This window comes from Synechococcus sp. KORDI-52 (assembly GCF_000737595.1).
Classification (GTDB): Bacteria; Cyanobacteriota; Cyanobacteriia; order PCC-6307; family Cyanobiaceae; genus Parasynechococcus.
Genome location: NZ_CP006271.1, coordinates 1827196 through 1851100, shown reverse-complemented (window position 1 = coordinate 1851100; position 23905 = coordinate 1827196). Strand labels below are relative to the sequence as shown.

26 protein-coding genes and 1 tRNA gene are annotated in these 23905 nt (G+C 53.4%); 17 read left to right on the top strand and 10 right to left on the bottom strand.

Annotated features, from left to right (window positions below; all coding sequences use genetic code 11):
- Positions 1-429: 429 nt before the first annotated feature.
- The gene (locus KR52_RS09480) at positions 430-1197 is read right to left on the bottom strand and encodes a hypothetical protein (protein WP_038555150.1); all 768 of its coding nucleotides are present in this window, start codon (positions 1195-1197) and stop codon (positions 430-432) included.
- Positions 1198-1571: 374 nt separating this feature from the next.
- Here KR52_RS09480 and KR52_RS09475 point away from each other — a divergent pair, with 374 nt between their 5' ends.
- The 7 genes from KR52_RS09475 (at position 1572) to KR52_RS09445 (ending at position 5819) form a co-directional block, all read left to right on the top strand.
- Positions 1572-1871, top strand: coding sequence for a hypothetical protein (locus KR52_RS09475; RefSeq protein ID WP_162175621.1), 300 nt, complete (start codon positions 1572-1574; stop codon positions 1869-1871).
- 274 nt (positions 1872-2145) lie between these two features.
- Entirely contained in the window at positions 2146-2376 is a 231-nt protein-coding gene (locus tag KR52_RS09470) for a hypothetical protein (RefSeq protein ID WP_216725517.1), read from the top strand.
- 813 nt (positions 2377-3189) lie between these two features.
- Complete coding sequence (locus KR52_RS09465; protein ID WP_038555140.1) at positions 3190-3597, top strand: hypothetical protein; 408 nt, start codon at positions 3190-3192, stop codon at positions 3595-3597.
- Positions 3598-3746: 149 nt separating this feature from the next.
- Positions 3747-4289, top strand: coding sequence for a TIGR00730 family Rossman fold protein (locus tag KR52_RS09460; protein ID WP_038555137.1), 543 nt, complete (start codon positions 3747-3749; stop codon positions 4287-4289).
- Entirely contained in the window at positions 4289-4984 is a 696-nt protein-coding gene (locus KR52_RS09455; RefSeq protein WP_038555134.1) for an SDR family NAD(P)-dependent oxidoreductase, read from the top strand. Before KR52_RS09460 ends, KR52_RS09455 begins: the two co-directional genes overlap by 1 nt.
- Positions 4985-5053: 69 nt before the next feature.
- Positions 5054-5341, top strand: a complete 288-nt coding sequence (locus KR52_RS09450; protein WP_038555131.1) for a hypothetical protein — start codon at positions 5054-5056, stop codon at positions 5339-5341.
- Between the two features lie 73 nt (positions 5342-5414).
- Entirely contained in the window at positions 5415-5819 is a 405-nt protein-coding gene (locus KR52_RS09445; protein ID WP_253912370.1) for an HIT family protein, read from the top strand.
- Here the strand turns inward: KR52_RS09445 and KR52_RS09440 are convergent.
- Together KR52_RS09440 and KR52_RS09435 are read right to left on the bottom strand one after the other, a co-directional pair.
- Positions 5803-6195, bottom strand: coding sequence for a hypothetical protein (locus KR52_RS09440; RefSeq protein WP_038557170.1), 393 nt, complete (start codon positions 6193-6195; stop codon positions 5803-5805). The two genes, KR52_RS09445 and KR52_RS09440, sit on opposite strands and share 17 nt — an antisense overlap.
- A 17-nt stretch (positions 6196-6212) precedes the next feature.
- Positions 6213-6449, bottom strand: coding sequence for a hypothetical protein (locus KR52_RS09435; protein WP_038555125.1), 237 nt, complete (start codon positions 6447-6449; stop codon positions 6213-6215).
- Positions 6450-6773: 324 nt separating this feature from the next.
- On the opposite strand from KR52_RS09435, the gene KR52_RS09430 reads away from it, so the two are divergent.
- Positions 6774-7058 (top strand): DUF427 domain-containing protein, encoded by a 285-nt coding sequence (locus tag KR52_RS09430; RefSeq protein WP_038555123.1) that lies wholly within the window; start codon positions 6774-6776, stop codon positions 7056-7058.
- Positions 7059-7092: 34 nt separating this feature from the next.
- On the opposite strand, the gene KR52_RS09425 is transcribed toward KR52_RS09430, so the two are convergent.
- Positions 7093-7344, bottom strand: coding sequence for a hypothetical protein (locus KR52_RS09425; protein ID WP_162175620.1), 252 nt, complete (start codon positions 7342-7344; stop codon positions 7093-7095).
- A gap of 460 nt (positions 7345-7804) precedes the next feature.
- On the opposite strand from KR52_RS09425, the gene KR52_RS14430 reads away from it, so the two are divergent.
- Positions 7805-7948, top strand: coding sequence for a hypothetical protein (locus KR52_RS14430; RefSeq protein WP_156957695.1), 144 nt, complete (start codon positions 7805-7807; stop codon positions 7946-7948).
- Entirely contained in the window at positions 7945-8208 is a 264-nt protein-coding gene (locus KR52_RS09420) for a hypothetical protein (protein WP_156957694.1), read from the top strand. The genes KR52_RS14430 and KR52_RS09420 overlap by 4 nt, the downstream gene beginning before the upstream one ends.
- Positions 8209-9285: 1077 nt before the next feature.
- Here KR52_RS09420 and KR52_RS09415 read toward each other — a convergent pair.
- Positions 9286-9573, bottom strand: a complete 288-nt coding sequence (locus tag KR52_RS09415) for a DUF3104 domain-containing protein (protein ID WP_038555114.1) — start codon at positions 9571-9573, stop codon at positions 9286-9288.
- 1053 nt (positions 9574-10626) lie between these two features.
- Entirely contained in the window at positions 10627-10983 is a 357-nt protein-coding gene (locus tag KR52_RS09405; RefSeq protein ID WP_038555108.1) for a hypothetical protein, read from the bottom strand.
- Positions 10984-11145: 162 nt separating this feature from the next.
- On the opposite strand from KR52_RS09405, the gene KR52_RS15150 reads away from it, so the two are divergent.
- A complete protein-coding gene (locus tag KR52_RS15150) occupies positions 11146-11427 on the top strand; it encodes a thermonuclease family protein (protein ID WP_371257710.1) in 282 nt (93 codons plus the stop codon).
- A gap of 480 nt (positions 11428-11907) precedes the next feature.
- Here the strand turns inward: KR52_RS15150 and KR52_RS09390 are convergent, their stop codons facing one another.
- Entirely contained in the window at positions 11908-12198 is a 291-nt protein-coding gene (locus KR52_RS09390; RefSeq protein ID WP_038555105.1) for a hypothetical protein, read from the bottom strand.
- Between the two features lie 2105 nt (positions 12199-14303).
- Here KR52_RS09390 and KR52_RS14425 point away from each other — a divergent pair.
- The 3 genes from KR52_RS14425 (at position 14304) to KR52_RS09365 (ending at position 18005) form a co-directional block, all read left to right on the top strand.
- On the top strand, positions 14304-15017 hold the full coding sequence (locus KR52_RS14425; protein WP_156957693.1) for a hypothetical protein: 714 nt from the start codon (positions 14304-14306) through the stop codon (positions 15015-15017).
- Positions 15018-16366: 1349 nt separating this feature from the next.
- Positions 16367-16591: a DUF3104 domain-containing protein gene (locus KR52_RS09375; protein ID WP_038555096.1), complete on the top strand. Its 225-nt coding sequence runs from the start codon at positions 16367-16369 to the stop codon at positions 16589-16591.
- Between the two features lie 1063 nt (positions 16592-17654).
- On the top strand, positions 17655-18005 hold the full coding sequence (locus KR52_RS09365) for a hypothetical protein (protein WP_253912369.1): 351 nt from the start codon (positions 17655-17657) through the stop codon (positions 18003-18005).
- 38 nt (positions 18006-18043) lie between these two features.
- Here KR52_RS09365 and KR52_RS14985 read toward each other — a convergent pair whose 3' ends face one another.
- Positions 18044-18205: a hypothetical protein gene (locus KR52_RS14985; RefSeq protein WP_156957692.1), complete on the bottom strand. Its 162-nt coding sequence runs from the start codon at positions 18203-18205 to the stop codon at positions 18044-18046.
- Between the two features lie 295 nt (positions 18206-18500).
- Between KR52_RS14985 and KR52_RS15140 the strand changes: the two genes are divergently transcribed.
- Positions 18501-18848 carry a type I restriction-modification system subunit M N-terminal domain-containing protein gene (locus KR52_RS15140; protein WP_038555087.1) on the top strand — a complete coding sequence of 116 codons (348 nt, stop codon included), beginning with the start codon at positions 18501-18503 and terminating at the stop codon, positions 18846-18848.
- Positions 18849-18972: 124 nt separating this feature from the next.
- Here the strand turns inward: KR52_RS15140 and KR52_RS09355 are convergent.
- Both KR52_RS09355 and nrdJ read right to left on the bottom strand, forming a co-directional pair.
- Positions 18973-19059, bottom strand: a tRNA-Ser gene (locus KR52_RS09355).
- Positions 19060-19116: 57 nt separating this feature from the next.
- Positions 19117-21447, bottom strand: a complete 2331-nt coding sequence (gene nrdJ / locus KR52_RS09350) for a ribonucleoside-triphosphate reductase, adenosylcobalamin-dependent (RefSeq protein ID WP_038555084.1) — start codon at positions 21445-21447, stop codon at positions 19117-19119.
- Positions 21448-21559: 112 nt separating this feature from the next.
- Here nrdJ and KR52_RS09345 point away from each other — a divergent pair, with 112 nt between their 5' ends.
- Positions 21560-22246, top strand: a complete 687-nt coding sequence (locus KR52_RS09345; protein ID WP_371257677.1) for a trans-aconitate 2-methyltransferase — start codon at positions 21560-21562, stop codon at positions 22244-22246.
- Between the two features lie 6 nt (positions 22247-22252).
- On the top strand, positions 22253-23899 hold the full coding sequence (locus tag KR52_RS09340) for a peptide chain release factor 3 (RefSeq protein WP_038555081.1): 1647 nt from the start codon (positions 22253-22255) through the stop codon (positions 23897-23899).
- The last annotated feature ends 6 nt before the right edge of the window (positions 23900-23905 follow it).

The following is a 23905-nucleotide window of genomic DNA, read 5'->3' as shown; positions in this document are numbered from 1 at the left end:
AGGTAGCAGGCCAGAGGATCTTGTGTCTCGTGATTACCTCAAAGACCTCATTCTTGAGAAGGAGGTTCAGATCGTACGCTATGACTTCGACCGATTCAATCGTCTGGAGCAGGGTGGACTCCTTAGGACATCTAGCTTGGACACCGCCTTACCTATCAAAGCGTCTACATGAAGCCTATGTGCAATCAACTAGGCGCTTTCTTATTCACCTATAACATTCTACAAAAGGAAAAATGATCGAAACATACAAGTGTGAATGCTGCGAAGAGAACAAGATGTTCGCGGAACGGGCGCCTGATAGATTGTCTTTCGCAATCTGTGGCCTCAATAAAAGATGCACCCAAAGATCCGATCTGATGCATCAAAAAGCCGGAGCGACGAGCTTATGATGAGATCGCTCCGGATTCAGATGCTGTTGTACTGATTGGATCAGGCTGTCTTGGGTTTGGAGACGCGATTCGCGAGATACATGGTTATTCCACCGAAAAGTGTTGGTGGCACGATGTAAACGGGAAGGGGATTCCAGTTGTTCGTCACAAAAATCGGGCCAAGATTGGTGATAGCTACGGCCGCGAAGACACCACCGACCGCTGCCATGATTCTGTAGGTGTGCTTCAAGACCCGCTCTTGCGGTGTCACCTTGCCCTTAAGGTAGGTTTTGATGTCATCGTATGTGAAATAAGCAAATAGCCCCCCAATGGCAAAGGTGATCATTGTCGCAGTCATTGGGTTCATGGGCAGTGCCTTGTCGGTGGATGTGTAGGGGAACAAAACAAGGTCTGCGATCGCGTTGTAGAACGAAAAAATTGAGATAAATGCCGCCATTCCCATAAGAACAACATCTGAGTCAAGCTTTGGCTTGTGGTTCACCGCCCAGCGATAACCTTGCAATGTTGCATAGGTTCCCGTCAGGAACAGCAGGGCTAGCAGGTCGACCGCATCCTGTTTGTAGGAAATGTTTCCCGGCATGGGCAGCACGTCAAGAAGAATCAACAGCACAAACGCTGTAGACACGACTACGAGAAGCAGGCCGACTCCTATCTTGCCCGCTAATCGATGTCGTCCCGCTCCCTTACGGGTGAAGGTGGCAATCAGCCCAAAAACAAGTGCAAGACATCCAGCAGTCAGATGGATTGCTGCGGAGGCTTTGCCAAGCCTCAATGAATCCGTTGCTAGTTGAGCCAGAAGATTCGGCATGGTCGAAATTCAGTTCAAAACATGGGCTTCCATGCTGAGAGCGAATCGGATTATTTGCCGTACCTCGTGACAAAACTTTTTAGGGTTTTCTGCTCTGATGTGTAAATTCCTGAACCATTGACTTTTGAACAGTTCAAGTATGTTGCTGTATCTGGATCTTAAAAGCAGATAGATGTTTTGATCTTCAATTCTGTTGTGTTGCCATTTCCTTGCCGCTGCTCATTTTTGATTCGAGCTGCTTGATCCTCGCATAAATAGGTGGCGCGACGCCGAGAGAGAGGGCGGTTCCCACCATTAGACCGCCGAAGATCACAGTTCCCAGTGACGACGTTACGGACAGTCAGGCTCCAATCTCTTGTCCGATCTACTGCGATTTGAACCTACCTGTCAGGAAGGAGATGCTCAACAACATTCTTAGCCTTGCTTCTGAGGCTGTAATTCGCGAGGTCGAGTCAGCAACTGGAATCAAAGTATCTGGATTAACCAACGCTGAAGCAGCAGTAGAAGGCTTCCTTGGTGTGACTGTAGACGTTCTCCGTAACGTCCTCTTCCAGAGAGGTGGTCTACCCACTGATGTCGTCTTGAAGATTCAAGAGATCACTGTGGTTACTGATGTGACGGACAAAGACCTAGTTGCAGCCACGAAAGCAAAGCTTGCAGTCATCAAGGAATGAATCAAGACCTACACCTATGAAGGTTGAGCATGAAGGCCAAACCTCTATAACCCTTTGAGAGGGTCAAGGAAATCCTGAACTACCTCCCTTTAATGGGTCTTTTTTTGTGGTCTGTTCCACCGGCCAGATCGAAAGGGGTGCGTTGATACGTCTTCTCACAAGCAAAGGGAGTTACGACACAGGAACCACCTCCGTCCATCTCGTGTCGCTCATCACAAAGTTCCACGATAACCAAGGTCTTTCCCGCAAGGTTGAGTTTCTCTATACAGAGTTCATGTCCACGCTCGAACTTCTGAAAAAGATTGCAGACCCTCAGATACGTTCAGTATTTGAAGAGGATCTACGAAAGGTCTACTCAGAGATGCAGGAGATATACACCCTTGGAGAGTTCAACCATAAGGCTCAGAACTATCTCCGCTTGGTCTTGTCTGGAAGCATTGAAGGGTGGCTTCAGATCAGCAAGATCAGTCCCAACCTGCGTGCGCGTGAGGTTTTATCAGGTTAACAGGAACCTTTACCCAGATGCCGAAGATACGTACACAGGTGCTGCTGAAGCCATTAGTCCTAGAAGAAGTGAATTCCCTAAGCCAAGGCTGAGGAGACCTCTTTGTAAGGGCTTTTGGGCGACCTCATTGGAGAGGCACTGGCAGCATGAAGGGTTGGTAGCCCTGATACGTCAGACGCCTACCAGTCCCGTCGTGAAGACTTCATGGCAATGAAGAAGGCAGTTCAACGTGACAACTCCGATGAGCTGTCTGCCGTCTTTGAGGACTACGCATCGTCAGCAACGGTGACCAACCCCAGATACGTCTGAACCCATGGTCATCAACTCTCAGGTCGTCGTTACCAAAAAATGACCAGCGATTGAAGAGGATGAAGAGCTGATCACTCTTGCGAAGAAGCTGAAAGCCCTCAAGGAAGTGGGTCTTCTCTGACTAGGTCCTGCACAGCCTGGACCCGAAGCCATGGTCGATACGCCTCTACCAGCATCGACATACCCAAGCCGAGCAAGCCACTGACTTCTTCCTTCTGCTGTTGGACTACCTAGCGATTGCGTCCAGCAAGCAGGGGCAAGGAACCCAAGCCACGGCCACGAAACACTGTCGTTAACGTTTGCAGAGCACTCGGGGACGGGTTGCTGCGAGGTGCGATGGGTCAGGGGATGGAAGACCTCATCCAACGCAATTCAAACGAGCTAGGCGGGAGTGGGCTCCCGTCTTTTCTTCCTATGGCTTGACCTCTCTCCCCCGTACAGGCTCGGTTGCTTTCCAGCCGCTGGAGCATCTTGCCAACCCACAACCGGACCCCGAAGCCATGGTTGACAGGCCTCGGCAAGATCCCTGCCAGTCGCACCGCTGTAACGGATCCACTCAGAAATGGCGTCACGAATGACACCCTGCTGAGAGCACTTAGAGCCGTTGAACTGATCAGGGCGATGGAGCCTGTAGATCTGCCCTGCCAAGTGTTCTCTTCGTTCCTTTACGTCGTCAGCCATGACGCTTGCCACATGCAAGCCATGAAGCATGAGCTTCGTCTTTCGGACTCATCAAGTTCCAGGCTTAGTGATTGGGTAAGCCAATACCACCGCTTGGAAAACCGGAAAGGCCTGGGACTGATCCACAAGATCCCTGATCCCAGTAACAGAGGGCGCAGGCTCTTGGTGCTGACAGAAAAGGGCCAGCAACTGTCGGATCAGATTGAAAGTGTTTTGACCGCGACTGATTGATCAGTCCTTTAGGTCGCTGACCAACCCAGCTAAAAGCTATGAAAGAGGTTGTTCTGCTCTGGCCTGTGAATGGGTCGTGGTACTAGCACCTTCACTGACAGTTGCTATAAAGTGTTGGTACGACTGGATTCTTCGATTCTCTCAAACCCATGAAGAGGGTCGCTGTTTACTGCGGATCCTCGAGCGCTGTACCAGCCGTTTTCAAGGCTGCTGCCACTGAGCTGGGTGCATGTCTCGCCTTCAAAGGCATCACCGTGGTTTATGGCGGAGCTCGGATTGGCTTGATGGGAGATGTTGCTGATGCCGCTTTGGCGTCTGGAGGGGACGTGATCGGGGTGATTCCACAGGCACTGATGCTCGATGAGGTGGTACATAAAGGTCTGACCCGTCTAGAGGTTGTGGGCTCGATGCATGAGCGCAAGGCTCGGATGCTTGAGCTGGCCGATGGGGTCGTCGCCATGCCCGGTGGTCTCGGGACCCTCGAAGAGTTGTTTGAGGCCCTGACATGGGCTCAATTGCGGGTACATGCGAAACCAATCGGACTGCTCAATGTGAATGGCTACTTCGAGACCTTGCTGAGCTTTTTGGATGACAGTGTTTCGACGGGTTTTCTCTTGGAGCAGAATCGCGCGCTCCTGCTGGATGCAACAACGACAGAATCTCTGCTCAATCGACTCCTCAACGCGTTCTGATGCAGCGCAAGGTTTTGCTCACCGGAGCCAGTCGTGGCATCGGCCGTTCCATCGCCAAGCGGCTGCTTGACGACGGCCATCGGCTCAGCCTTGGCTTACGAGAGCCAGAAGCGTTACGAGGAACGGAGCTGGACGTCGACGGTGTTACGCATCACGCCTATGACGCCATGGATCCAGCGACCGCTGCGGCTTGGGTTGACGACACCGTTCGTCAGTGGGGAGAGATCGACACTCTGATCCACTGCGCGGGGATTCTGCATCGCACACCCCTGCTCTTTGAAGATGGTGAGGAACACGATCTGGATGAACTTTGGGCGATCAATGTGAAGGGACCCTGGTGGCTGACCCGTGCTGCCTGGCCGTTTCTGGTGGCCAGCGGCCAAGGACGGATTCAGGTTCTGGTATCGATGAGTGGCAAACGCGTTAAAGGTCGAATGGCGGGCTACCCCGTGAGCAAGTTCGCCTTGATGGGGCTCTGCCAGAGCATGCGCAATGAAGGTTGGGGGCATGGGATCCGCGTGACCGCCATCTGCCCCAGCTGGGTCAACACCGCAATGGCCCGTTCAGTGACGGACGTCGAGCCTGCTGCGATGACTCAACCCGATGACCTTGCGTCCCTCGCCAGCACCCTCTTGTCGCTGCCGGAGGCCTCCGTTCCCTTTGAGGTTGCCATGAATTGTGCACTGGAAACTTGAATCTTCTGGTGACGACGCTGTCGCGCTCTTTTGACTTCGCTAGGGATGGCGCAGTGTTGATACCTTGCGATGTGTCTTCTGGCGGCAATCGGTCTGCTGGCCCCACGTCTTGTATTGGTGTTGATGTGGGTGATCAACAGCAGTTTCGTGCTGCTGCCTTTCAGTGACACCAGTGTTCCTAACCCCGTGCTGCCCGTCCTGGGTCTGCTGTTTCTCCCCACCACAACCCTGGGTTACTGCTGGGCTGTGGCGTCGTTCGGTGGTATGGCTTCATTCAGCGGTCTGTTGGTGGTCCTGATCGGGCTGGTCATTGATTTTGGTTTGATCGGAAACGGCCGCGGTGCCGTGCGCCGTTGATCACGACTCTTCTTCCCAACGTCCCGTGGATACCTGTGCCATCTGTCAGCTGCATGCCGACCCTGCAGCCAGAATGCGTTACGAAATTGAGCGATCTGAACTCTGGGTGTTGCGCCATCACCCCGACCCGGCTCCTCTTCCTGGCTGGCTTCTTCTTGATTCTCTACGCCACTGTTCAGGTCCTGTGGATTTCTCTGAGGCCGAAGCTATGGACTGGGGGCGGGCCGTACGCAATGCCAGTCTTCTTGTGAAGCAGATCACGGGCTGTCAGCGTGTCTATGCCATTGCTTTTGGCGAGGGGGCCCAGCACCTTCATCTGCATCTCATCCCCCGGCACCTGGATGAGCCTGGTTCCAAGGCCTGGGCAGTTGCCGACTTGTATCGGGCGATGGACAGCGGAGATCGAGCGGCAACGGATTCTGCCGTCGTGGTCACGATGGTTCAGCGCTGCCGCTCCTTGCTTAGCACTCGAGGTTGAAGCGTTTACGCGTCATGCTGCTTTGCTGCAGGCTGCCAAGTGGCCAGCCGAGATGTTTGAGATGGCTCAAGGTATCGGGTGATGCGCTGAAGCAGTTGTCGCTGTAACTCTTGGCGATGCCGATTTCCTTGAGGGTGAGAAGCAGCAAACGCTGCTCACGGCGTGTTCCGCGGCGACTGGCCATCAGTACAAAATCCCGATTGCGAAGCTGTTCACTGATGGCCTCAATGTCGTCGCAATACCCAAGAGTCAGGGTCCGATCAATGGCGCGATAAGCGGTGTAGATCCGCCCCTCCGGATTCTCCTGAAGGGTTTGAACTCGTTCGCTCAGGGCGATTACCGCTTCCATGACAGGGGCTTGGAGGGCTTGTTCCATCCATTCGATCTTCACGATCAAAGACTCCCCACAGCGAGGCGTTCATCACAGGCGCCCTCATAGGCACGGACGGCTGCACCGGGAATGGAGCCATTGCTCTTGAGTTGACGCACCGAAAGCTCCACGCACTGCAGCACAACGCTGGTGAGCTCTCTGCCTTCGCACAGGGCCCAGCTGCGGAGCAGCACATGAAGACTCGGAGGAACAGAGACCGTGAGCTTCACCTGAGTCTCGCGGGTGGAGGTTTTGATCATGACCCATGTAGCGCCTCAGCAACCCAAAAGTAACTGCAGAGGTGCTGTTGGGCAACTTGCGGGTAGCTAAGAAATCATTTGTTGGACACCTCTGACTTGCTTTCGGGTTGCTTGGACGACGCTCGGGCTTGAGTCGCACCTGGTCATCAACCTGGAGTCGGCAGGACGAGCTCAGCCCACTGGGACTGACACGACCAGGAGGGCCTTGTCTCAGTAGAGAGGAGGTTTACGGCTGCTGCCCTCTCTCTCAAAACTGGTTTGGCAGTCCTCCATCACATGGCGGTTTCGCTTTGATTAGGGTCCGGAAAGCACGATTCAGCGACCATGCAGGCGATCTTCAACGGCAGGGTGCTTGCGGAGAGCGACGACATCGTGAAGGTGGATGGCAATCCATACTTCCCCCGCGAAACGATGAACTCGGAATTCTTTCGCGAGTCGAGTCACACCACCGTCTGTGGCTGGAAGGGGACGGCCCGTTACTGGGATGTGGTGGTTGGCGATCAGGTGATTACCAATGCTGTGTGGGCATACGACACTCCCAAGCCAGACGCTGAAAACATTCGCGAGCGCTTTGCCTTCTACCGAAACAAGGGAGTGACGCTGGTCTGATCGCCCTCAGGGATTTGTTGGCAGGTTTCAGGAGTCATTGCAGACTCATCACTTGGGCATCTTGGGACTCACAAACCGCATTCATCGCCAGAGCATCCATTGAACCGTGCAAGGAATGGATGGATGTTGAGTCAGCCCGTCCGGACGCGGTTATTGCATGGCGCGAGCCGAGCGGTTCGCCTTCTTCGAGATCAATAAGCCCTGTTTTGCAGAGTTCTTCCCACTGCCCTCGTGCGATGGGGACATCGTTAACGATGTTCAACATCAGGGAAGGTGATCCGTCCATTCACTGGTCATCTTGATGAATTAAAAACGAAAACCTACAAGCTGCAGGTGTAAGCGGTCGTCGCCCACCTGCTCGTCTCGGACCAATGGTGGGAAAGATGAAGAAGTTCTTCGGACGATGGGTCGTTACACAGGGTGGTTTGGTACTTCTCTGCATTCTCTTTTGTTTATTTTGGTGCATTCGAGAGTGGCATCTTTTTTAGGTGCTTTTTGGGTATTGTTGATGTGTTGTTAAAAGTCTCTGTGTAGTGCGCAGTCTTCTCTTCTGCTGCCAAGGTGCATCGTTGACGTGTGGAGCCTCTGATGTGCATCCATGTTGATGTGCTTACTTGCTTAGGCGGCAGACTTCTTCACTGTTAATTGTTGTTCTTTGCTGACGAAGGCGCATACGCTGTGATTGTCGATACAAAACAACCTGATCAAACAAGAACATTGCTCTCCATCGGGAGCGTTGCTCTTCTATGTCCTTTGCTCGTAATCAAATGTTTGATGTCATTTGCAGTGGCATGGTATGGGACACCTTGCCGACCTATCAAGAAGCCATTGAAGTAGCCATCGCCCTTGGCTTAGGTGCCTATGTCCAAAAATTCCGTCCAATTTCTTGATTGCCTTGCCCTGCGATATGGCATTTTTGAGAAACGGACGTTTTTATATTTTTTCTATGCATATTCTTCACCTTTTTGAAACTGCCCAACAGCACTACGACTGTGTCAGTGGTGCTCCATCTGCAATCACTTGCACGTTTACGTCCAAGGAAGCAGGGGAGCAATGGTTCGCTGACGAATTCGGAGGTTCTGGATGGTATTTCGCTCATGCCGATGAGCTTGAAGAAGATCGGCAGGAGTTTTGGGATCAATTGATATGAAAGCTTTGTGCCCTCACGGGCGCTTTCTGCGTCAGAGATGGTCATCATGATTGGCGGGAGTTATTGCAGTTTCTCACCAGCTGAACATTCCTTAAGGCTGTGCTATTTCGGTTGCATTGCCTCTTGCATAACGGAATAACGGATCCACTTCGCCCAACATAACCTGCATGTGCCGCTGAACCATGCTAAAAGTTGAACGCTTTTTAATGAGAATTCCCCAATAGAAACTTGACGCTTGCCTATTCTCTGTTTCTTGATGTTATGAAGAGTCGATGTCATATTGAGCAAGGGACTGTGTTGGTATTCATGGCTATGTTTTGGCCGTATTTCTAAACTCATTCGGGACAGCTCTTGCGCTTCTGTTTTCGATTGATCAACTTCTCGACGTACAGCGTTCAAATTATTTGTGCTTTTAGCAGTAATTGTTGGATTGTTGATTCAACCATTCGTTTTTAGCAGATTTCTTGTCGCTTTGACATTGTCTTACTACTTTCTCAATCGCAGAACGTTTCGCCAGAGTGTTGCTGCTGGGGGCATACGTGTGATGGTTGCATCTGCAGCGATGATCTCAAGTATGCTTACTGATCTAACTTGTCTCAAGCTGATGACGACTAGGAACGGGAGTGGTCTTGCTTCAGCTTAATCTCTCAATCAACAGAATCTCTATCGCATCGCTGTTGATTCCTCTTCATCGAGTTTTGCATGAAACGTGTGGTCCATGAAAAAGCCCACACAATGAAGTGCGGGCTTGCTCCTCAGTCAAAGCCCACGCCGGTGGGCTTACAAGTATCAAAGCTGGAAACGACGTCGCTTTGATGATGGTTCGCTTAGAAGCCCATTAGATCCATCTGGAGGGAGATCACCAGGAGGCAAACCACTGAGGGTCTGCGCAGCTTGCCAAGCTTCAGAGAGAGGGAGGCGGCCGTAAGCCTCCCCTCTGCTGAGGCAAGAAGCACCCCTGGCGCAGCTCTCAACTCCAGGGGGTGAGCGTCTTCTCGCCGATTCCAAGTTGATGCACTTGTGTGACCAGGTTGTGATCAGCGCACGAAAGGTTGATGACCAGGTGCAACTCAAGCCTCAGTTCCACGCCTGATCGGCCACACCCGGCCACCCATCCATCGACCAGAGCACATCGCTCACTTCATCGGCATTGATCCAGCGGATGACGCCAGTATCCACATCGGCAATCTGGAACAGGGAATTCACCTTGGGATCTCTGGCGCCGCCCTCGCAGAACACCACCTGACCCATCCACCAGTCACCCTTCGCCTTATCGCCACTGCCAACGATCACGAAGTGCCCAGGACGGACATGCAGGAACTTGGCATCACCACCCTTGACGGCAGCGCTGTGGTCAACCGACATGCCCTTCCCTCCGACAGTACGGCTGTACTGTTAGCTAGCTTGCCGAGGTTTGGCAACTGTTCAATGTGCTGATCAAAGGCGGCTTGCTCCTCAGCTGGCGTGGGTGTCCAGGGTCAAGCGTTGCCTGCCGCGACTGACAGCACGACAGCAGCCTTACCGAGACGATGATCAAGATCCCGATCGGCGGCGATGCTCGCTCCCAGCAGCCTTGCATGTGCAGCTCTTCCTGAGCAGTTCGAGATTCAGTGGCTGTCTGGCTCGGCAATCAGAGGCGGGTTGAGGGGCAGTCAAGCGAGGAAACCCATACCAAAAAAAGCCTGAAGTCGCCGTGAATTTGTGGACATCTAAAAAGTGCTCGCCGTGGCACGACACCACAGCGATTTTCAGTGCATCATCGTCTCGTCGGGTTGCCAATCGGACCCGAAAGCCGGACAGGGCGATGTCCGACGAGAGCTGAGATTTGACCTCTGTTTCGGCAGAGGTCAGGTCCGCTCATCATCGAGAGCCATTCTTAAGAAATCAGGGTGGGTATCGATGCAAACCGATTCTGGTATCAAAATGTTGATGTGGTCGAATCGCTCCGGTGATCCATCACCGTCGGCCACACAAATTTCAAAACCCATTTGGCTGAGTCCCTGAAACCACACATACCCGAAGCGCAATCCGGGTGGTAGATCATCTGTTGTTCATCCATCTCTCAGTTGAGTGATGTGTTTACCCCCTGTGTTCGGCGAGCCTGAGGGACGTTGATTAGTCAGACCGAGAAACTCAACCCAGTACAAGGGCAAGTCACCTTCGAACACTCGGAGAAGGCATTGCAGTCTTGGATCCACATCTCCATTGGCAACTTCTCTTTCAAACAGGTGAAGCATCTCGGCAGCTCACTTGAAATGGTGAATGCCTTGCGTGAGGTGGTGACTCAACGGAACGTGACACGCAGAGCCACCAGGCACAGCGGAAGCTGCATGTGTTGAACCACGCCATGACCCTGGCAACAATCATTGAAGAGAGCTTTCCCGAAGGAGACTGAACTTTTCTTCTTTCCTCTGAACCCTAACGCTGGTTCAATTCCTCTTCTTCGATGTCATTAAGAATCGAAAGAAGAAGTGAATCGCTGTAAGTGTTGGGATTCATGTAATCCTTTTTTACCACGTCTCTGAACTCCTTTAGTACAGTCACTGGGCTTCTGCCTTCCAGTGCACCTACTCTTTGAGAGTAAAGCACTTCAAGACGATTCATGCCTTGAAGAACCCTTGCCATCTTTTTGATGCGAGCATTCTTTCGTTGCAGTAGTTCTTTTTTTGCCTGCACATTGTCAACTCGTCGCTTCTCTACTTGATCGGCAATCCAATAAAAAATACCGATTGAACCTAAGATGGCGATTGCGGTCTGGAAAATTTTCTCTACCAAAACAATAACCTTTCTAGATCTTCATTTTTGATTTTAACCGATGACCAAAAACCTTTTAATTTTAATTCTCGCAGTGCCACTGATGGGCTGCTACATCACACCTAAGGTAATGATTATCAAAGCTTACGATGGTGACACGCAACATCATCAGCCGGTGAAAAGATCCGACTCAACTGCATTGATGCCCCGAAGCTGAGGTCCACCCGCTACAAGCTGAAGGAACCAATCAAGGCTCGTGCCTCACGTGACTTCCTCCGTGATCTGATCCTTGGCAAGGAGGTGGTGATCAAGCGCAAGACCACCGATCGCTACGGCAGGACCGTGGCAGAGCTTGAGGTTGATGGCGTGAACGTCAACGAGCTGATGGTCCACGAGGGCTACGCCGATGTTGATGAGCGGTACGCCGACCAGTGCGAGTGGTTTGCAGAGCTGATGCAAGACTGATTCAGGGAGAAGGAGGCAGCCGTATGCCTCCCCTCCGCTGCGGCAAGGCGAACCCCTGGTGGTGTCAATTCCAGAGGCTGAGCGACTCCTCGCCAACACCAAGTTGACGCACTTGTGTGCCCAAGTTGTGACCGCCACCCAGGGGGTTGGTGACCAGTTGCGACTCCAGCGCCAGCTCCTCCGCTGACCCGTTGCCAAAGATTGCGGACTTAGGCTAGTGCTGACGTACTACTGCGGAAGAGCCATGGAGGGATGGGATTTCATTGACGACCGAGAGCTGGACGGATGGAAGGGTGGCGTGGTCTGCATGGCCTGCCAACACTTCACTTACGGCATCGACCAGCATTGCCACACGATGGTGGGCTGTAACCTCAGGCAGAAGCAGCTCCAGCAGGGTGAGCACCTAAAGAAGCGATGCAAGCTTTGGGTCCGACCTTGCTAAAAGAAATGGGGTGGGCACCAGAAGCTGGGTGAGCCACGTCAGACGTTCTCTGCCATGAACCACAGCACGACAGCAATCGCCATCGATGCGTAGGCCAAGACGGTTAAAGGCCAAGGTGCTCGCTCTCGCCAGCTGCGCATGAGCGGCACTTTCTCGGTGAGCCAGTAGAAGACGCAGACTCCAACGATCGAGCCAACAAACAACCCCCAACCGCTCAGGAAAAGCCGATTACACAGCTCCTCGTTGTCGGCAAAGCCGCAGGTGTCGATCTTGTTGTGAAAGTTGTACCCATCAGCCAGCAGGTGAAACGCGGTCAGTGCCTGGGGCATTGCCTTCGGCTTACAGCTCTTCTGTGTAGGTTGAGATCCAGCGGCTGTCTCGCTCGTCGATCCGAGGTGGGTTGAGGGGGAGTCAAGCGAGGGAAACCGCTACCAACAAAACCTGAAGTCGCAGTGAATTTGTGGATGTCTAAAAAGTGCTCGCGGTGGCACGACACCACAGCGACTTTACGTGCATCATCGTCTCGTTGGGTTGCTAATTGGGCCCGAAAGCCGGACAGAGCGAGTCCGACGAGAGCTGTGATTTGACCTCTGTTTTGGTGGGGGTCATGTCCACTCGCCCTTAAGAGAATTCTTAAGGAATTGAGGCTGGTGCGGAAAGGAAGCGATTCCTCTACCAAGCTCTACAAGTGGCCGAATCGCTCCGGTGGTGCACCACCATCGGCCGCACAATTTTCACCCCTCACTTGACTGGGTAATTAGGGAGACGCGGGCGAGGGAACCCGCGAACATTCCATCTCCCAAGCGTTTGCAGAGGTGCATGCGCCTCGTCCATCCTCACAGCCAACTTGAGAAAATCTGGATAGTCATTAATGCCTAATTAGGTGCATCTGATACCCGGCGAGAGCCCGTCCGTCAGCGAGAATGGAGGAGAGGGCAGAGATGCCTTCAATGCGTCGTTTGGGGGTGGGCTGAGGGGCCTACCTCTTTTTTTGCCTAAGCAGAGCGATGACAACGGCGTGATCCAGGCACCAGGCGAATCACAGCACCGGGGGAGATCCTGGTACAGGAGAACTTTTTTTGTGCTCACTGACCAGCTCAGCTGCTGGGTCCAACGCATCTCAGATTTTGTCTCAAATTCGTTGGAAATTTGAGATGCTCAACGGAGAGGGTGCGTGTTGAATTTAGATTGAGAACCCTTGCAATAACTAGGTTTGGGACAACGCATCTGGATATTTCCCTGATTAGAAGCAATACTTGCCCCAACATGTTATGTGTATCCTGTGATACCGTTTAATGGTCAATGGCCGCAATGAGACTTGCATATACAGTTGTGTTTAATCAACTTCCATCACACTCAAGATAGTCTTTTGCTTCTGTGGCTGCGGCGTAAGAAATGATTCTCCCCGCGGGCGCACCTGCATTTTCTTGTGATCCAACAATTTCTCCGATGCTGTCCCAAATTGCCCCGTCATAGAAGTAGGCAAGGTTGTTAGCTTGGACATAATAAACATCACTATTATTTGGTGACTAAGGAAGACTTGCAAAGTCAGTTACGACACCATCAAGCTGAGGACCTTCTCCAATTGGACCTTGGCCACCAGCAGCACCGGCAGGACTTTCCGGCGTCCTTCGCTGCTCCACTCTAGGACCCTTAAGTAGTTCTCTGCTCCAAGGGCATGGATGACCTGATTGCAGAGCTTGTTCTTGTAGTCCTTGAGAGTGCTCTCCTTGTGCCCTGAGAGCTCTATATAGGTGTCTATGGCGTCCTTAAGTGTCTTCTCGTTGGAGAGTCAATGCCCTGCATCTCTCGCCTGTAGAGGTCCCGTGGGTCCCTTCCAGTCTTTTTTGTCCACGCTCTGATGCGGTCCCATTCCTCCTTTGCCTCTTTCAGCGTCCACTGATCGACGCCCTTTCCATTATCAAATTGAAGAAGGAAATGATGTCTATCTAGTTAAACAAACTAACTGGGCACAGTCTTGAAATCCATGTTCGGCACTACGACAGGAGCAATATTAAAAAGCGTAGTGCTGAAGCAACTGCCAGAACCTATGCCAAGAAGAAGCAAGACGAGAAAAGTATTGACTTGCAGAACTGATCAATTAAATAGTATTCCAATTCATCATTCTCTCATGTGAAAGTCGCGACTATTGCCACGAAGTGTTCTGCTTCATCATAATCAAAGGTGAGAAGTGATGGAGGATCAACATGATACATCTAAGAATTTATTGCTCGCCCGCAATTGCAAGCTCTCCATGCTAAATTAAATACATATTATGGCTTCACCAATGAAAGAATTAAGTGTATTGAACTCAGTCATCGAGAAAAGTGTCCATCTAGAGCCGTTCCCGTACCTTGCCACTGAAGAATGCCTTCCCGAAAAAATATACGAAGAACTTTCTAGGACTTATCCCAAAGATTCAGACATAATATCCATGAGCCGACACTTTGACTCGTATCCCGGTGAAAATATTCGTGTCGATATACCTGGAGGAGCTTTTCTGAAGAATATCAGTGATTTTCCTCAGATTTGGCAGGATTTTGTTTCATACCATCTCTCCACGGATTTTAGAGATGATGTCTTGAGAGTGTTCGGTTCCTCTATCGAGCGTTATTACCCAGAACTATTTCCAGCATTGTCCGAGCATCCTTGCGCAACTCGCTTTACGGAAAATGATAAACATCCAATCTCGCTTGATTGCCAAATTGGTATTAATACTCCAAGTTCTACCAGTTCTAGTGTAATAGGCCCTCACACTGATTGCTCTGTTGAGCTATGGGCAGGTCTTCTTTACTTCAGAAACGAGTTGGATTATTCAAAAGGCGGCGACCTTACACTTTGGAGATGGAAAAAACGCGTATCTAGGTCATTCAATAAAAATAAAGTAGCCAATAGAAAGATTTTTCCGTTTCGCACGATAGAATACAGAGCAAATACACTTGTCTTTTTTCTCAATACTTTTGACTCAATTCATAGTGTTACATCCCGAACGCCATCCTCAGTATCCCGAAGACTCGTCAATGTCATTGGGGAGACTTACAACGTTCTACCTGAGGGTAACTTCGCAAAAACACAAGAATTTACGACTGCCGAAGACGCTAAGGCGTCTAAGTTTATGAAAAAGTTGAGAAACGCTTTTCGTGTTTAAGAGGACTCTGATTTTCGTCTAATCTTTATTATTTCATGAGCCTTTGGCGAGCGCTAATTGTCGCGAGTACGCTTGTCAATAAAGCATTTAGCTTCATCAAATAAAAGATGGCTGGTTGACACGTGTTCTTGCACTATTCTTTTGATAGATTTTGGCTTCGTCTTTTGTTTTTATTGTCTTTTTGGCGACATGCTCTTTTAGGAATATTGTGGATTTCGAGTGCTAAATCCAGAAGATTTTCGTGAAGCAACTATCAATTGGATGCTAGATAGGCTCGAGGGTTTGAGTCAAGACTGACTAAAAATATCCAGCAGTACGCTTTGTTGTCATTGAGTTGACTTGGTTCGTTATGCACAAGGACGCAGAGAGCGTCTCAGAGAGCGTTTAGATGCACGTATGGGAATCCTCTACGCTGCTCCTAACGCGCTTCACAGCGCTGAACAGGCGTCAATAATCGCAGCTTGAGGTTCCAATCGCACCTTAATCTGCTTTCCATCCTGTCCGGGTGGGACCCTTGCTCTGCCTAGGAATCCCTTCTTCCCCTCACTCTTCAGGGGCTTGATTGCAAGGAACAGAGAATTACCTAAGGAGACAATATGTTTGCTGTCTTTAGCGTGTAGTGCGGCTATCTGCTTGTCATTGAGCTTTGTCTGAGTACCTAGTGCGTAGCACACTTATACCCAATACCGATGGTTTTTAGACCCATCACCATACCCATCACATCTCTGGCATTCTGCTGCATTTCCTGGGACGACAGGGGACAACAGACACAAAAAAGACAGTCGTGGAATGGCTTCTGCGATATTCAGGATTTTCTGGGACTAACTGGGGACGGAGAGGGTGGGATTCGAACTCACGGTGCCCGTGAAGACACGCTGGTTTTCAAGACCAGCTGTTTGGGCTGCAAAAGCATTGCAATCACTGATTTTGTGCGTGCCCTAAATCGGGTGTGCCCTACAACGTGCCCTAAATGGTTAAGCCCATTCCGCTGGGTAGAGCTTTGTCTTAGTGGCTGTCAGCTCAGGCATGTCTTCTATCAGGTGCTGGGCGGCCCACATGCCTCTGACTACACGGCAGACGCCTTCTTGGTCGCAAACCCTGTAGTACTCGAAGCCCTGTGGAGCGGTCGTGAGCTTGGTCGCTTTCATGGCATGTATCCCTGCTGTCCTCAGGAATAGGCAGCAAATCGAGTCCCGTTTGACTCAACCGAGACAAAAGGTTCAGCTCGTTACAAAGTCTTAGATCGCTTAACTGTTGATGTCACGCGTCTTTAAGTGTCTGCCTCTGGACACCTGGTCGGCTCCTGTAATAATACGTATGTACTAGCAATAAGTGTATTTCGGTTGATCATGCCAGCGCCCCAGCCGGATCCGGTTTTCCTGCACGTCAAAGCAGGTATGACCGTGATCGTCACCGACACGGAAGGTGCCTGGCGCATGGCTGATGTGATTTGGGTCGATGGCGGCGCCAGAAACCCCAACGTTCCAACGCTGTTCCAAGTGGCAGACGTCGATACAGGCGTCATCAACTGGATCAACGCCGACCTCGTGACTCACATCTGCCCAAGGGGCTGAGCGGTCAGGACTTGCTGACCCTAAGTATTTATGCCTGCTGGTCAGATGCTCAGAGCTCCCTATCGTTTACCAGTCTTTTGATCCGTAGGCCCCCTTTCGACAGCACTAGGCCCTGCGTCTCCGCTTTTGGAAATGCCAACCGATGACTGACCGCACTCTCAGCATCTCCGCCGCATTGCGTGAAGCGCAGCTGCAGCGTCTAGAGGCTTCTCTGGCTTCAAAGCCAGCACCCAAGCCTCAGCCTCAATTCGAGGCACCCAAAGACAAGGACGAGCCAGTTCGCGACTGACCGTTAACGGTCACTCTCCAGTCCCTTGATCAGCACGACATATTGAGGGCATCCAGCTCCGGCTGATGTTCTCTGAATACTTGTTGTGGAGGCGATCGTCTCGATAGCTCTGGGCGTGTTTCTCGCCTGGTTCACCACCCGGCTGATCATTTGGTTTTTCGGCCCTGATCGGTATAGGCGTGATCTCAGTTCAGATGACTGAGGCAGCTGACATTGTTCACTTGATCACATGAGTGGGTCATCCCAAACAGGTGGGACGTCGAACTCTTCAAGAATGGAGTTCGCTTTGGGCTCTTTGCTGCGCCCTAGCAAGACCAGTATCCGGTTCCAGATAAAACGCTTCACACGCTCTGCTTCCCTCCCTTCGTGCGCAGTCACGAACTTCAGAGGCGGGATGTCGCCAAAGCTTTCGTCAAGGTAAGACACTTTGGACGCAGAATGAGGCTCGGTGATCTCTGTCGTAGCTCTACCGAGAGAAGAGATGCAAGCTCTGGGCACGAACGTGGAGTTCTAAGGCTGGCTGGGCTTCTGAAGCCGGGGTTACGCCGCTGATTGCCGCCTTCCCTTTGCGCGTGGAGTTGAAGGCATTGGAACCCAGATTTAAGTTGGAATCTCTGGGTCGAAACCATGGGACGCTCTCGAGATCCCTATCAGATTCCAAAGGCAGGAGTCGAGATCGCCCCCCTGGCAGGTCTTGCGTCCGTCAATATCAACAGGAGTGTTGGTCCTGTTTCCTCCACGGAGTTTGTGGGTGAGTCCACCTTGGGCGGGGTCTTGGTCTATGCCATTTATCAGGCTCTCTTGACTGGTCTTCGCACCGAAGCCATGCGAAAGCGTGGAGCTCTGGATCGTCAAACTCAAATTCGTTTGGTGGCTGAGTCTGTTTGGGCATCTGCCAAAGAGGGTGCTGCTGTAAGCGCTGTCCTGGGAGTTGTTCTCATGATGTTCCCTTGGATGGCCTTCCCCTTATCGGTCTTAGGTGTCTTTGGTGCAGGTAAAGCCACCATGGATCTCGTGGATGCGTTCTGGGATGGCCTCACAGAAGAGCAACAAAATGAAGTTCGAGTCTTGGCCTACGAAGCTGGTGTGAATCTCAGTCAGATCTTCCAGCCCAGATCTGCTTGATCTATGCGTGCTGAGGCTGGCTCGGCTGCTGAAGCGGGCTACCCCCTGTGGGGAAACCAGACTGGGAGAAGGCCTGCACGGGCCAGGCCAAGCACGACAGCAAGTGTCGCCAGCTTCACTCCCGTCAGGATTCCTGCGGTCTTCCAGCTGAACAGTGATTTCTTAAGGGTGATCACCACGAAGGCTGAGCCAATGACCATCATGTGCCATTGACGAGCTGGATTCTCGAAACGGACTGAGGACAAGCGACAAGCCGTCCACGTACAACTGGCACTGTGACAGTTGAGAAGAGATATTGATTGCGTGAGGAAAAACGACTCACGGGGTGGAAACAAGGTCACACTCCCGAGAGACGTTTTGGAGCCCCTGCCTTTGGCGGGGGTTTCTTTTTGCCTGTATGGCCCAGGCGCTTGAACAAACACCGCCTCATCCCTCAATCGAGGGATGACTTCATGACAGGACTGGCGGAAAATCGAGTTGAAGATGTCCTGACGAGTGTCCGACACCAACCTCTCTGCATTCATCTGGTCCGTCGCCGACCTGCTGCGTGGTGACTACAAGCAGAGCGACTACGGCAAGGTCATCCTGCCTTTCACCGTCTTGCGAAGGCTCGACTGCGTCCTAGAGCCCACCAAGGCAGCCGTCCTAGAGGAGAAGGCCCTCAGAGAGGGACAAGGGCTCGACCCAGAGCCGTTCATGCTGCGCAAAGCAGGCCAGCTCTTCTGCAACAGCCCTCAAGCAGAGTTTGTTGCGTCGCTGCCGGATCGATACGCCTGCTTTGTCGGCTCTCAAGCCTTGGTTAACAGCCTTGATGTGGTCCCCGAACTACAAGGTGTGCCCTAAAAGCTACCCCTTATATACGGTTATACAAGGTGCGAGACCAGCGCGTACTGTCTGCAAATGTGTGGCGGAATCTTCGAGATCCGCTCCAGCACATAAAAAACCACTCATCGACTGGGGTGAAATACGGAGAGGGTGGGATTCGAACCCACGGTGCCCGTGAAGACACGCTGGTTTTCAAGACCAGAGCCATAAACCACTCGACCACCTCTCCAGAGTTGTCAGGTGCCCCGCAGGACACCAGACAATTTTATAGGGATCAGATCAGATGTCAGCTCTCGGGATTGGCGAGAGGCAGAAGACATTTATCGGAATCGCACCCAGCAGGCCCTGCTTCGGTCAGCTCACCTTGGTCGTAGCGCTGCAGCGCTTCGAAGAAATCACTGCTGACGCGCCGCTTCACCACTCCGGATTGCAGTTCCTCATAGGTTGCTGCATCAATGGGTTCGAAGGGCAGGCGGGGGAATGTGGCGTTGGCATCGAACCGAGCCAGAAGTGCTGCTGAGATGTACCCCTCACCATTCTCCATGGCTTGATGCAGAGCATCAGCCAACGGTTCGATTTCGTGCTCGCGGAATTCGATCGTGGCGGAGGTGTTGTGGGCGGTGTAATGGCGCTGCACCTGCATGTAGAAGTCGAATTGCGCCATGGCACTGAAGCCATTGATGTCAACCGAATCGGCACCCGGCAGATTGGCCCAGCTCACCTCAGTGGGGATCTCCACCAACCATTCGGTGCAGCGGGGATCGAAGGGGTCATTCAGCAGACGACCTTCGTCATCCTTGTCGGACTGGGAGGGAACGATGGTGTAGCCGTAGTCCATGCAGGCCATGGCCACGGGGTCGTTCTTGCGGAAGGTGATCCGGCGGATGAAGCGCTGGGCTTTGGGGGGATGCCAGCCGGGGGCAGCACCGGTGAGCAGGCTCTTGGTGCCTGCGGGTTGGACAGTTGTGCAGCGGTTGGGACGACGCAGACCATGGCGGTCGCAGTACTCCCACACCGTTTGGTTGACGATCTCCTTCCAACGGCTCAGGTAAGCGGCTTCTTGCCCCTTGAAGCGCAGACCTTCCTCGGTTTCAGGCCGGCCGGCCTCCCACCAGCGCAGCCATTCCGTGCCGAAGGCATGCACGAAGAAGTCGAACAGACCGGTGAAGCTGACGCCAACGATCGGATCCCATTCACGACTCTGGCGGTAGCGCTCAACCTCGAAACGGTGGTTGAGCAGACAAGCAACCGAGAGGGCGCCTGCACGGAAGGCATCGGCCTGGCCTTCCTCGTCGCTGGGGTCGATCTGGTTGAGGTGCACCTCGGCCAGATTGCAGTGGAAATCAGCACCCAGGATCTCGCCGCAGGGATTCAAGCCGTAGCGGCTGAGACGGTGCTCCAGCTCCTCAGCGCCGATGGGGCCATGGTTCTCAGACAGCCAGCGCCCTGCTTCTTCACGACCCTGATCGCAGTAGATCTCGATGAACTCACTGCGCAGTTCAGGGGTGGTGAGCAGATCGGCATTGGAGCGAGCGATCGCTTCGGGAGCGAACTGGATCGCGCCCTCACCGGAGTGGAACTGTTTGGTCACCGCTGCATGCACCACGTCTTTGCTGGGACGGGTGTGATGCACGCGAGTGTGGTTGGCCATCCGCAGCGCATCACGCTCTGGATCGATCCTCCAGTTGCCCTCCTCGTCCTGCTGCCAGAGGTTGTCCTTGGAGGACGCAGCAGCCTGGTCGTCGGCCGCAAATTGACGCATGCCGGCGCTGCGACGAATGTTGCCGGCCACGATCGTGACGGCGGCTTCGTCGATCAGCAGGCAGCACTCCACCGAGGTGAGCCGACGGCCCTGGGCTTTGTTCAGCAGTCGGGCCACACGCCCGTAGAGATCCTTCAGCTTCACCGGGTTTGCCATGCCGCCGAAGCCCTTCAGTGTTTCCCCGACGGGACGCACATCGCTGAGGTCCACTTCAATCTGAATCGGACCGCCCTTGAACCGTTCGTCGCTGCTGAGTTCAAGCATGAGCTGGTAGCTGTCCACCCAGCCGCGGCGGGTGTCGCCCACCTTGATGGTCACCTTGTTTCCATCAATGCTGTGGGTGCAGTCGTCCTGACGCTCGGCTTCAGGGGTAATGCCGATCTCGCTGACGCTGAGAACCTCAAAGCTGTTGCGCACTACGGGTAGCCGCTCGATCAGATGCGGCTCGATGATGGCGCCGGTGCCGCAGCCCATCATCGCCAGGTCCATCATCAGACCAAAGGCCTGCCAATCCACCAGGTTCGTGGAAGTGCAGTTGTAAGAGCCGGAGAAGTTTTCGGGTTGTTCGATCCAGCGTGTGCCACCAATCCAGAGCCAGCGGCCTGAGGGGAGAGCCTTCTTTTCGGCTTGCATGCGAGCCAGCAGGCTCACTTCCTCGGCCTTGAGGTTGCCCAGCTGCCGCAGACCCTCCAGGTTCCTCGTACCCACCTGGCTCCAGCTCTCACGGCCGCTCGGGGTTTTCCGGCTGTACGTGCGATAGAAGACCGGATTGGCAGCAGGGGCCGTTGCGGGGAAGTCGCCAAACCCGGCGACAGTTCCCGCAGAGGTCTGCACACGATTTGGTGTGAGGGTCACGTGCGGTGCAGGAGCGAAGGACAAGTATCGAAACCCTAACGCCACAGATGGTGGGAGCAAGGCCTCTTTACCACCATCAACAGTGTCCAGTTCAAACTGAACGGCGCAAGGGATGCGGATGATGCAGCGCCGTTTGGAACCTGAGTTGATGAACGGCGATAAGCAGGTGCAGGCCTATGCCGCTGCTGACTTCAGTTCCGGCGATCAAGCCACCATCGAAGCGATTCAGCGTCTTCTCTCGCGCACTTCACCTTTGCCGCCTGATCCACTGGTGGTGGACCTGGGTTGTGGCCCGGGAAACATCACGCTTCGGTTGGCCGGCCTCCTCCCCAAGGCTCGGATCATCGGCATTGACGGTGCCGAATCGATGCTGGCTGTAGCCCGCGAGCGGGCGCAGCAGCAGCAGCTGGAGATCTCATTCCTTTGTCAGACCCTTCAGGAGGTTCTTGAAGGTCCTCTGCTTGGGCAGGCCGATCTGATCGTCAGCAACAGCCTTTTGCATCACCTGCACCAGCCCGATCTGCTCTGGATGGTCACCAGAGACTTGGCAGCACCGGGTTGTCGCAGCTTGCATCGGGATCTGCGGCGTCCTGCCTCCGACGCTGAGATTCAACAGCTGCTGCTCAAACACCTGCCATCGGCGCCAGAGGTGTTGCAGCACGACTTCGCTGCCTCGCTGGCGGCGGCCCTCGAACCTCAGGAGGTGTTCGCAGAACTCCACCGGCTTGATCTCCACCAGTTGACGGTGTCAGCGGAGGACGACCGTTATCTGGTGGTGTCAGGCTTGGTGAAGTCCTGAAATCCGATGAGCGGCAGTCAAGCGACCACTGATGGTGATCTGGCCCAGGTTTTGGCCTCGGCGGTGGATCGCCGTCGCAACTTTGCGATCATTTCTCACCCGGATGCGGGAAAAACAACTCTCACCGAGAAGTTGCTGCTCTACGGCGGTGCCATTCAGCAAGCAGGGGCGGTAAAAGCACGGGGTGAGCAGCGCAAGGTGACCTCCGACTGGATGGAGCTTGAAAAGCAGCGGGGCATTTCAATCACCTCAACGGTGCTGCAGTTCGATTACGACGCCACCACGATCAATCTCCTGGACACGCCAGGTCACCAGGATTTTTCCGAAGACACCTATCGAACCCTGGCAGCGGCGGACAACGCCGTAATGCTTGAGGATGCCGCCAAGGGCCTGGAGCCTCAGACCCGGAAGCTGTTCGAGGTCTGCCGCATGCGCCAGATCCCAATCTTCACCTTCATCAACAAGATGGATCGCCCGGGGCGGGAACCGCTCACCCTGCTCGATGAAATCGAGTCGGAGCTCGGCCTCACCCCCTGGGCCGTGAACTGGCCCATCGGCAGTGGCGAGCAATTCCGCGGCGTGATCGACCGCCGCAGCAAGGAGGTGGTTCTGTTCAGCCGTGCTGAACGGGGCAAGCAGGCCAGCGAGCAACGGCTATCCCTTGATGACCCCACCCTGCGGGAGCTGGTGGAGGAGGAGCTCCTTGATCTGGCCGTTGAGGAAATGGAGTTCCTGGAAGCGGCTGGAGCCGAGCTGGATATCGAGATGGTGCATGCCGGTGAGCTCACCCCGGTGTTCTTCGGCTCCGCCATGACCAACTTCGGGGTCCGACCTTTTCTCGATGCCTTCCTCGAGATGGCGCAGCGACCGATCGCCCGCTCCAGCAGCGACGGCCTGGTGGATCCGTTGCGGGAAGGGTTCAGCGGTTTCGTGTTCAAACTTCAAGCCAACATGGACCCAAGGCACCGCGACCGCGTTGCCTTCGTCCGTGTCTGCAGCGGCCGTTTTGAAAAAGACATGACGGTGAAGCATGCCCGTACTGGCAAAGCGATTCGCCTGTCACGTCCTCAAAAGCTGTTCGGTCAGGACCGAGCCGTCGTGGAAGACGCCTATCCGGGAGATGTGATCGGTCTCAACAATCCCGGCATGTTTTCCATTGGAGACACCCTTTATGTGGGGTCGAAAGTGGAATACGAAGGCATTCCCTGTTTCAGTCCGGAGATTTTCAGCTGGCTGCGTAACCCCAACCCATCAGCCTTTAAGAATTTCCGCAAAGGGGTGAATGAGCTGAGAGAAGAGGGGGCTGTGCAGATCCTCTACGACACTGATGAGAGCAAGCGTGATCCGATCTTGGCGGCCGTGGGACAACTCCAACTGGAGGTGGTTCAGCACCGGCTTGAAAATGAATACGGCGTTGAAACTCGACTTGAGGCCATGGGTTTCCAGGTCGCCCGCTGGATCAGTGGTGGGTGGGGCGAACTCGAGAAGGTTGGGCGGATCTTCAATTGCAAGACCGTTCGTGATGCCTGGAATCGACCTGTGCTGCTGTTCAAGAATGAGTGGAACCTCAATCAGCTTCGGGAGGACCATCCCGAACTTGAACTCAGCAGTGTTGCTCCAGTGGTGAGTGGAGTGGAACCGATCAGTCTTTGAACACGG